This is a genomic window from Kocuria himachalensis (genome assembly GCF_054784195.1).
Window position 1 is genome coordinate 75939 of the sequence record NZ_BAAGPL010000007.1, and the last position, 8482, is coordinate 84420.

The following is an 8482-nucleotide window of genomic DNA, read 5'->3' on the forward strand; positions in this document are numbered from 1 at the left end:
ATGACCGCGACCACCGCCTTCCCCGCCGAGCGCACCGCCGTGCTCACCGGCGCCGCCTCCGAGCGCGGCATCGGCCGCGCCACCGCCGACCTCCTCGCCGGCCAGGGCTGGAACGTCGCCGTCCTCGACATCGACGGCGACGCCGCCGCCGAAGCCGCACAGGACATCACCGGCCGGCACGGGGTGCGGGCCTTCGGGCTGCGCACGGACGTGTCCGACCAGGACTCCGTGAACGAGTCCGTGGCGCGCGTCGAGGCGGAGCTCCCGCCGATCGTGGCCCTCGTCAACCTCGCGGGCATCAGCTCGCCCACGGAGTTCATGCAGGAGACCCGGGAGGCCTGGGACCGGGTCTTCGCCATCAACATGACCGGCACGTTCATGATGACCCAGCGCGTGCTGGCCGGGATGATCGAGCGCCGGGTCGGCCGAGTGGTCAGCGTCTCCTCGATCTCCGCCCAGCGCGGCGGCGGGACCTACTCCAAGGTCGCCTACAGCGCGTCCAAGGCCGCGATCATCGGCTTCACCCGGGCCGTGGCGCGCGAGATGGGCGAGCACGGGATCACCGTGAACTGCATCGCCCCCGGTCCGGTGGACACCGACATCATGGGCGGCACGCTGAGCGACGAGCGCAAGGCGGACTTGTCCAAGGACATCCTCGTCGGCCGCGTGGGCACCGTGCGAGACATGGCCGCCCTGCTCGCGTTCCTCGTCGGGGAGGACGCCGGATTCATCACCGCAGCGACATATGACATCAACGGGGGACTGCAGATCTCCTAGCCGCACCGCATTCCCCGGTCACCGCGGCCGGCCCGGAGCGGGGGCTGTCCCGGTCGACGCACGCAACGACGCCGGGGGCCGGTGTCCGCTCGGCACCGGCCTCCGGCGTCGTCGCGGCCCGCCCCGGCGATGCCGCGGCGGGCTCGGACGGGCTCACCAGCGGGGGTGGATCTCCTCCCGGAAGTAGGCGTCGTAGATCCTGCGGACGCCGGCGTCGATCTCACGGCCCAGCTCCCCGGTGTCCGCCGCCGAGGCGTTGCCGCGGACCTGCTCCACGCTGCGCGCCCCGGGGATCACGGTGCTGACGCCGTCCTGGGCGATGATCCACGCGATCGCGGCCTGCGCCGTGGTCACCCCGTCCGGCAGGAGTCCGGCGAACTCGCGGACGGCTTCGAGGCCCCGCTGGAAGTCCACCCCGGAGAACGTCTCGCCGACGTCGAAGGCGTCGCCGCCGCGGTTGTAGTTGCGGTGGTCGTTCTCCGCGAATTGGGTGTCCGCCGTGTACTTCCCGGACAGCAGCCCCGAGGCCAGCGGGACCCGGGCGATGATCCCCACCCCGGCCTCCTTGGCCGCCGGCAGCACGGCGTCCAGCGGCTTGAGCCGGAAGGCGTTGAGGATGATCTGGACGGTGGCGGTGCTGCCGCGGGCGATGGCCGCGAGTGCCTCGTCGGTGCGCTCCACGCTGACGCCGTAGTGGCGGATCGCGCCCTCCTCGACCAGGGTGTCCAGGGCGTCGTAGACCTCCTGGTCGCTGTAGACCGGCGTGGGCGGGCAGTGCAGCTGGACCAGGTCGAGGGTGTCGGTGCCCAGGTTCCGGCGCGAGCGGTCCACCCACTGCCGGAAGTTCGCGAGCGTGTAGTTCTCCGGGACCTGGTCCACGCGGCGGCCCATCTTCGTGGCCACGGTGATGTCCAGGTCGGGGCGCTCGCGCAGGAACGCGCCGATGGTCTGCTCGCTGCGGCCGTCGCCGTAGACGTCGGCGGTGTCGAAGAACGTCACTCCCGACTCCACGGCGGCCTCCAGCACAGCGGTGGCCTCGGCCGGGTCGACGTCACCCCAGTCCGCGCCCAGCTGCCACGTGCCCAGGCCCACGGTGGAGACCTTCCGTCCGGTCCTGCCGAGTGTGCGTTGTTCCATGCGTAGAATCCCGTTCCGCGATCAGTGGAGGGTCACCCGGGGGACCGGGGGACGGCGGCCCGCGGATGCGGGAGCGCCGGGGACCACCATGCGGTGCGACGTGTCCGCCGCGCAAGCACCGGGAAGGGCCCGGTGCTTGCGCGGGCCTGCGCCACTGGGCCCGTCCGGTGCCGTGCAGTACCGTTCTGGCCATGACCGTCGAGGGTGGTGCGAACTCCGCACGGCCTCCGCGCGCCCCCAACATCCGGGACGTGGCCCGGGCGGCCGGGGTCTCCCACCAGACGGTCTCCCGGGTGATCAACGGGCACCCCGCGCTGCGCGACTCGACCCGTCAGCGGGTGCTGCAGGCCATGGAGGAGCTGCGCTTCCGGCCCAACCGGGCGGCCCGCGCCCTGGTCACGAGCGAGTCCAGGACCATCGGCGCCCTCGTCTCCTCGGGCGCCGAGTACGGCCCGTCCGCCAGCCTCCGGGCGGTCGAGACGGCCGCCGACGAGGCCGGCTACGTGGTGGACACCGCCCACATCGACCACGCGGACCGCGCCTCCATCGAGTCCGCACTGGACCGGATGGTCGCCCACGCGGTGGAGGGTCTGGTGATCCTCGCGCCGCAGTCGCGCACGCTGGAGGTGATCGAGCAGCTGTCCATCCGGATCCCGTTCGTCACCGTGCACTCCCTGCACAGCGAGGACCACCGGATGTCGGTCGACCAGCTGGCCGGTGCCCGGTCGGCCACCCGTCACCTGCTGGAGCTGGGCCACCAGCGCGTGCTCCACGTCCCCGGTCCCGAGGGCTGGGTCGAGACGGACGCCCGCCGGCAGGGCTACCGCGAGGAGATGACCGCCTGGGGGTTCGAGCCCGTGGTGGTCCCCGCGGGTGCGTGGACGGCGGACTCCGGCTACCGCGCGGGGCTCGGGCTGCGCGGGAGGAGGGGGTTCAGCGCGGTCTTCTCCGGCAACGACCACATCGCGCTGGGCCTCGTCCACGCCTTCGTCGAGGCCGGCCTGGACGTGCCGGGGGACGTGAGCGTGGTGGGCTTCGACGACGTCCCGGAGGCCGCGCACTTCCTGCCGCCGCTGACCACGGTGCGCCAGGACTTCCCCGAGCTGGGCCGGCGCTGCATGGCCGTGCTGCTCGCCGAGCTGCGGGGGGAGCAGCCGGTCCGGCCCGGGGACGTGGAGCCCGTGCTGGTGGTCCGCGACTCCACCGCCGCGCCCCGGGCGACGCCCGACCAGGGCCGATAGACGCCGGTCCGCGCCGTTACCAAACTGTTATCAAGTGATGTGGGACACGTGGTTCCGCGCTGGGGTAGGTTGGCCCGAACATCAGATGTGACCGTTCACATTCCGAGGTGGGTCCGGCCGGTGGCCACCCTCCCGGAGCGTGCGGCTCGAACGACAACGAGGTCCTCCGTGAGCCAGCCCAGCCCAGATCCCACGTACGTCATCGGCGTCGACTACGGCACCCTGTCGGGGCGGGCCGTCGTCGTGCGGGTGCAGGACGGCGCCGAGATGGGCTCCGCGGTGCACGAGTACCGGCACGCCGTGATGGACACCGTGCTCGCCGCCACGGGAGAGCCCCTGCCGCCGGAGTGGGCGCTCCAGGTCCCCGCGGACTACGTGGACGTCCTGCGGCAGGCGGTGCCCGCCGCCGTCCGCGCCGCCGGCGTGGACCCCCGCGCCGTGGTGGGCGTGGGCACCGACTTCACCGCGTGCACCATGGTCCCCGTCCGGGCCGACGGCACGCCCCTCAACGAACTGCCCGGTCTGGCAGGCCGTCCGCACGCCTACGTGAAGCTGTGGCGCCACCACGCCGCGCAGGGCCAGGCCGACCGCATCAACGAGCTCGCGGCCCGGCGCGGGGAGCGGTGGCTGGCCCGCTACGGCGGCCTCATCTCCAGCGAGTGGGAGTTCGCCAAGGGCCTGCAGCTGCTCGAGGAGGACCCCGAGCTCTACCACCTCATGGACCACTGGGTGGAGGCCGCCGACTGGATCGTGTGGCAGCTGACGGGCACCTACGTGCGCAACGCGTGCTCCGCCGGGTACAAGGGCATCCTGCAGGACGGCGAGTACCCCGACCGCGAGTTCCTGGGCGCCCTGAACCCCGAGTTCGCCGGATTCGCGCAGGACAAGGTCGATCACCCGGTCGGGGCCCTCGGCACCGCCGCGGGCATGCTCAGCGCGCAGGCCGCGGAGTGGACGGGCCTGCCCGCCGGCATCGCCGTGGCGGTGGGCAACGTCGACGCGCACGTGAGCGCTCCCGCCGCCCGGGCCACCGCACCGGGGCAGATGGTGGCGATCATGGGCACCTCCACCTGCCACGTCATGAGCTCCGACACCCTGCGCGAGGTCCCGGGGATGTGCGGCGTGGTGGACGGCGGCATCATCGACGGGCTCTACGGCTACGAGGCCGGGCAGTCCGGGGTGGGCGACATCTTCGGCTGGTTCACGGCCCACTTCGTGCCGGGGCGGCTCCAGGAGGAGGCCGCCGCGCGCGGACTGAGCGTGCACGAGCTGCTCACCGAGCAGGCGAGCCGCGAACCGGTGGGCGCCCACGGGCTCCTGGCCCTGGACTGGCAGTCCGGCAACCGGTCCGTGCTCGTGGACCACGAGCTCTCCGGGCTGCTCGTGGGCCTCACCCTGGCCACCCGCCCGCACGAGGTGTACCGCGCCCTGCTGGAGGCCACCGCCTTCGGGACCCGCACGATCGTCGAGGCCTTCGCCGCCGCCGGGATCCCCGTCACGGAGTTCGTGGCGGCCGGCGGGCTGATCAAGAACTCGTTCCTCATGCAGATCTACGCCGACGTGCTCGGCATGCCGATCTCGGTGATCGGCAGCGACCAGGGCCCGGCCCTGGGCTCCGCCATCCACGCGGCCGTGGCCGCCGGCGCCTACCCGGACGTCCGGGCGGCGGCCGCGGCGATGGGCCGGCTCGAGCGCAACGCCTACACCCCGAACCCCGCGCACACCGAGGCCTACTCCGTCCTCTACGAGGACTACACCGCGCTGCACGACCACTTCGGCCGCGGCGGCAGCGACGTCATGCGCCGGCTCAAGGCGCTCCGGCGCACCGCCCGCTCCACCCAGGAGATCTCCGCATGAACGCCCTGACGCTCGAGCTCGAGGAGCGCGTCGCCCGCGTGCGGCGCGAGGTCGCGGACCTGCACGCCGAGCTGGTCCGCTACGGGCTGGTGGTCTGGACGGCGGGCAACGTGTCCGGGCGGGTTCCCGGCACGGACCTCTTCGTGATCAAGCCCAGCGGCGTCAGCTACGACGACCTCGCCCCGGAGAACCAGATCCTGTGCGACCTGGACGGCCGGCCGGTGCCCGGGACCCCCGGCGCGGAGCGCTCGCCGTCCAGCGACACCGCCGCCCACGCCTACGTCTACCGGCACCTGCCGGAGGTCGGGGGAGTGGTCCACACCCACTCGCCCTACGCCACCGCCTGGGCGGCCCGCGGCGAGCCCATCCCCTGCGTCCTGACCGCCATGGCTGACGAGTTCGGCGGGGAGATCCCCGTGGGGCCCTTCGCGATCATCGGCGACGACTCGATCGGGCGCGGCATCGTGGAGACCCTCTCCGGCCACCGCTCGCGCGCGGTCCTCATGCTCAACCACGGGCCCTTCACCGTCGGCAAGGACGCCCGGGACGCCGTCAAGGCCGCGGCCATGCTCGAGGACGTGGCCCGCACCGTGCACCTCTCCCGCCAGCTGGGCGAGCCGCTGCCCCTCGAGCCGGCCCACGTCGACTCCCTGTTCGACCGCTACCAGAACGTCTACGGCCAGCAGCCCGCCGCCGTCCCCACCACCCCAGGAGCGCCCTCCCGTGAATCCTCTGCCCACCGCCCTTGACCACTACGAGGTCTGGTTCCTCACCGGCAGCCAGGACCTCTACGGCGAGGACACGCTGCGCCAGGTGGCCGAGCAGTCCCGCGAGATCGTCCGCATGCTCGGCGAGGCCGGGCTGCCCGTCGAGGTGGTCTGGAAGCCCACGCTGAAGGACGCGGACTCGATCCGCCGCACGGCCCTGGAGATCAACGCCGCGGACGGCGTGATCGGCGCGATCGCCTGGATGCACACCTTCAGCCCGGCCAAGATGTGGATCACCGGCCTGGACGCGCTGCGCAAGCCGCTGCTCCACCTGCACACCCAGATCAACGTCGCGCTGCCCTGGGGCGAGATCGACTTCGACTTCATGAACCTCAACCAGGCCGCGCACGGCGACCGCGAGTTCGGTTACATCCAGACCCGGCTCGACGTCCCGCGCAAGACCGTGGTGGGCCACGTCTCGACCCCCGGCGTCACCGCGCAGATCGCGTCCTGGCAGCGCGCGTGCGCCGGCCGGGCGGCGGTGCAGGGGCTCAAGGTGGCCCGGTTCGGCGACAACATGCGCAACGTCGCCGTGACCGAGGGCGACAAGACGGAGGCCGAGCTGCAGTTCGGGGTCTCCGTGAACACCTGGGGCGTCAACGACCTCGTGGCCGTGGTGGACGCCCAGTCCGAGGACCGCGTGGACGGGCTCGTCGCCGAGTACGAGGAGCTCTACGACGTGGCCCCCGAGCTGCGCCGCGGCGGCGAGCGCCACGAGTCCCTGCGCTGCGGGGCCCGGCAGGAGCTCGGGATGCTCCAGTTCCTCGAGGAGGGCGGCTTCGGGGCCTTCACCACGAACTTCGAGGACCTCGGCGGGCTGCGCCAGCTGCCGGGCCTCGCCGTGCAGCGGCTCATGGCCCGCGGCTACGGGTTCGGGGCGGAGGGCGACTGGAAGACGGCCCTGCTGGTGCGGGCCGCCAAGGTGATGGGCGCCGGGCTGCCCGGGGGCGCGTCCCTCATGGAGGACTACACGTACCACCTGGTGCCGGGGGAGGAGAAGATCCTCGGGGCCCACATGCTGGAGATCTGCCCGAGCCTCACCACGGCGCGGCCCTCCCTCGAGGTGCACCCCCTGGGCATCGGCGGGCGGGAGGACCCCGTGCGCCTGGTGTTCGACACCGACGCCGGCCCCGGCGTGGTCGTGGCGATGTCCGACCTGCGGGACCGCTTCCGGCTCACCGCCAACACCGTGGACGTCGTGCCCCCGGACGCCCCGCTCCCGCACCTGCCGGTGGCCCGGGCCGTCTGGCGGCCGCACCCCGACCTCGCGACCTCGGCCGCGGCCTGGCTCACCGCCGGCGCCGCCCACCACACGGTCCTCACCACCGCGGTGGGCGCCGAGGTGATCCAGGACTTCGCCGACATGACCCGCACCGAGCTGCTCGTCATCGACGACTCCACCACCCTGCGGGAGTTCCAGCGCGAGGTGCGGTGGAACGCGGCGTACCACCGGCTCGCCCAGAAGCTCTGACCGCGGGCACCACGACTCCTCACGACCACTGCGACCGCTCACGGACACCACGACCGCTCACGAACACCACGACCACCGGGCAGCGCGGCCCGGACCGACGAAAGGCACGACCATGACACTGAAGAAGACCCTCACCGGGGTGACCGCCCTGACCCTCGCCCTGGGCCTCACGGCCTGCGGCGGCAACCGCGGCGCCGACGCCGAGGAGGGCTCGAACGAGGGCGCCCGGATCGGCGTGGCCATGCCCACGCAGCAGTCCGAGCGCTGGATCGCCGACGGCGAGAACGTCAAGGCCCAGCTCGAGGAGCTCGGCTACGAGGTGGACCTCCAGTACGCCAACGACGACATCCCCACCCAGATCTCGCAGATCGAGAACATGATCAACGGCGGGGCCAAGGCCCTGGTGGTCGCCTCGATCGACGGCACCACGCTGACCAGCGTGCTCGACACGGCCGAGACCCAGGAGATCCCCGTGATCGCCTACGACCGCCTCATCAACGAGTCGGACACCGTGGACTACTACACGACCTTCGACAACTACGAGGTGGGCGTCCAGCAGGGCACGTCGCTGCTCACCGGGCTCGGGGTCCTCGACGAGAACGGCGAGCCGACCGGCGAGAAGGGCCCGTTCAACGTGGAGCTCTTCGCCGGCAGCCCCGACGACAACAACGCGACCTTCTTCTGGAACGGCGCGATGGACACGCTGAAGCCGTACCTGGACGACGGCACGCTCAACGTCCCCAGCGGCCAGACGGAGTTCGAGCAGGCCGCCATCCTGCGCTGGCTGCCGGACACCGCCCAGGACCGGATGGAGGACCTCATCACGGTGGGCGGCGGCGACCAGCTCGACGGCGTGCTGTCCCCCTACGACGGCCTCTCGATCGGCATCATCTCCGCGCTGCGCTCCGGCGGCTACTCCCAGGACGAGCTGCCCGTGGTGACCGGCCAGGACGCCGAGGTCGGCTCCGTGAAGTCCATCGTCAACGACGAGCAGTACTCCACGATCTTCAAGGACGTCCGCGAGCTCGGCGAGCGCGCGGTGCTCATGGTGGACTCCCTGATGAAGGGCGAGGAGCCCGAGGTCAACGACGAGGAGACCTACGACAACGGCGTGAAGGTGGTCCCCGCCTACCTGCTCGAGTCGCAGATCGTCACGAAGGACAACTACCAGGAGGTCCTCGTGGACAGCGGCTACTACGAGGCGTCCGAGCTCGAGTGACCGCGACCGGCCG

Annotated in this window: 7 protein-coding genes; 6 read left to right on the plus strand and 1 reads right to left on the minus strand. The window is 72.2% G+C overall.

The genetic code is table 11. The features are described from left to right. Nucleotides 1-777, plus strand: a complete 777-nt coding sequence (locus ACYVM4_RS05405) for an SDR family NAD(P)-dependent oxidoreductase (RefSeq protein WP_460667889.1) — start codon at nucleotides 1-3, stop codon at nucleotides 775-777. Between the two features lie 153 nt (nucleotides 778-930). Here the strand turns inward: ACYVM4_RS05405 and ACYVM4_RS05410 are convergent, their stop codons facing one another. Then, nucleotides 931-1914, minus strand: coding sequence for an aldo/keto reductase (locus tag ACYVM4_RS05410; protein WP_460667890.1), 984 nt, complete (start codon nucleotides 1912-1914; stop codon nucleotides 931-933). A gap of 191 nt (nucleotides 1915-2105) precedes the next feature. Between ACYVM4_RS05410 and ACYVM4_RS05415 the strand changes: the two genes are divergently transcribed. The 5 genes from ACYVM4_RS05415 (at nucleotide 2106) to chvE (ending at nucleotide 8469) form a co-directional block, all read left to right on the plus strand. Continuing rightward, nucleotides 2106-3155: a LacI family DNA-binding transcriptional regulator gene (locus ACYVM4_RS05415; protein ID WP_460667891.1), complete on the plus strand. Its 1050-nt coding sequence runs from the start codon at nucleotides 2106-2108 to the stop codon at nucleotides 3153-3155. 168 nt (nucleotides 3156-3323) lie between these two features. Next, nucleotides 3324-5012, plus strand: a complete 1689-nt coding sequence (gene araB / locus ACYVM4_RS05420) for a ribulokinase (RefSeq protein ID WP_460667892.1) — start codon at nucleotides 3324-3326, stop codon at nucleotides 5010-5012. After that, nucleotides 5009-5761, plus strand: coding sequence for an L-ribulose-5-phosphate 4-epimerase (locus ACYVM4_RS05425; protein ID WP_460667893.1), 753 nt, complete (start codon nucleotides 5009-5011; stop codon nucleotides 5759-5761). The genes araB and ACYVM4_RS05425 overlap by 4 nt, the downstream gene beginning before the upstream one ends. Continuing rightward, nucleotides 5736-7250: an L-arabinose isomerase gene (gene araA, locus ACYVM4_RS05430; protein WP_460667894.1), complete on the plus strand. Its 1515-nt coding sequence runs from the start codon at nucleotides 5736-5738 to the stop codon at nucleotides 7248-7250. Before ACYVM4_RS05425 ends, araA begins: the two co-directional genes overlap by 26 nt. A 112-nt stretch (nucleotides 7251-7362) precedes the next feature. Next, nucleotides 7363-8469: a multiple monosaccharide ABC transporter substrate-binding protein gene (chvE, locus tag ACYVM4_RS05435; protein ID WP_460667895.1), complete on the plus strand. Its 1107-nt coding sequence runs from the start codon at nucleotides 7363-7365 to the stop codon at nucleotides 8467-8469. Nucleotides 8470-8482 lie beyond the last annotated feature (13 nt).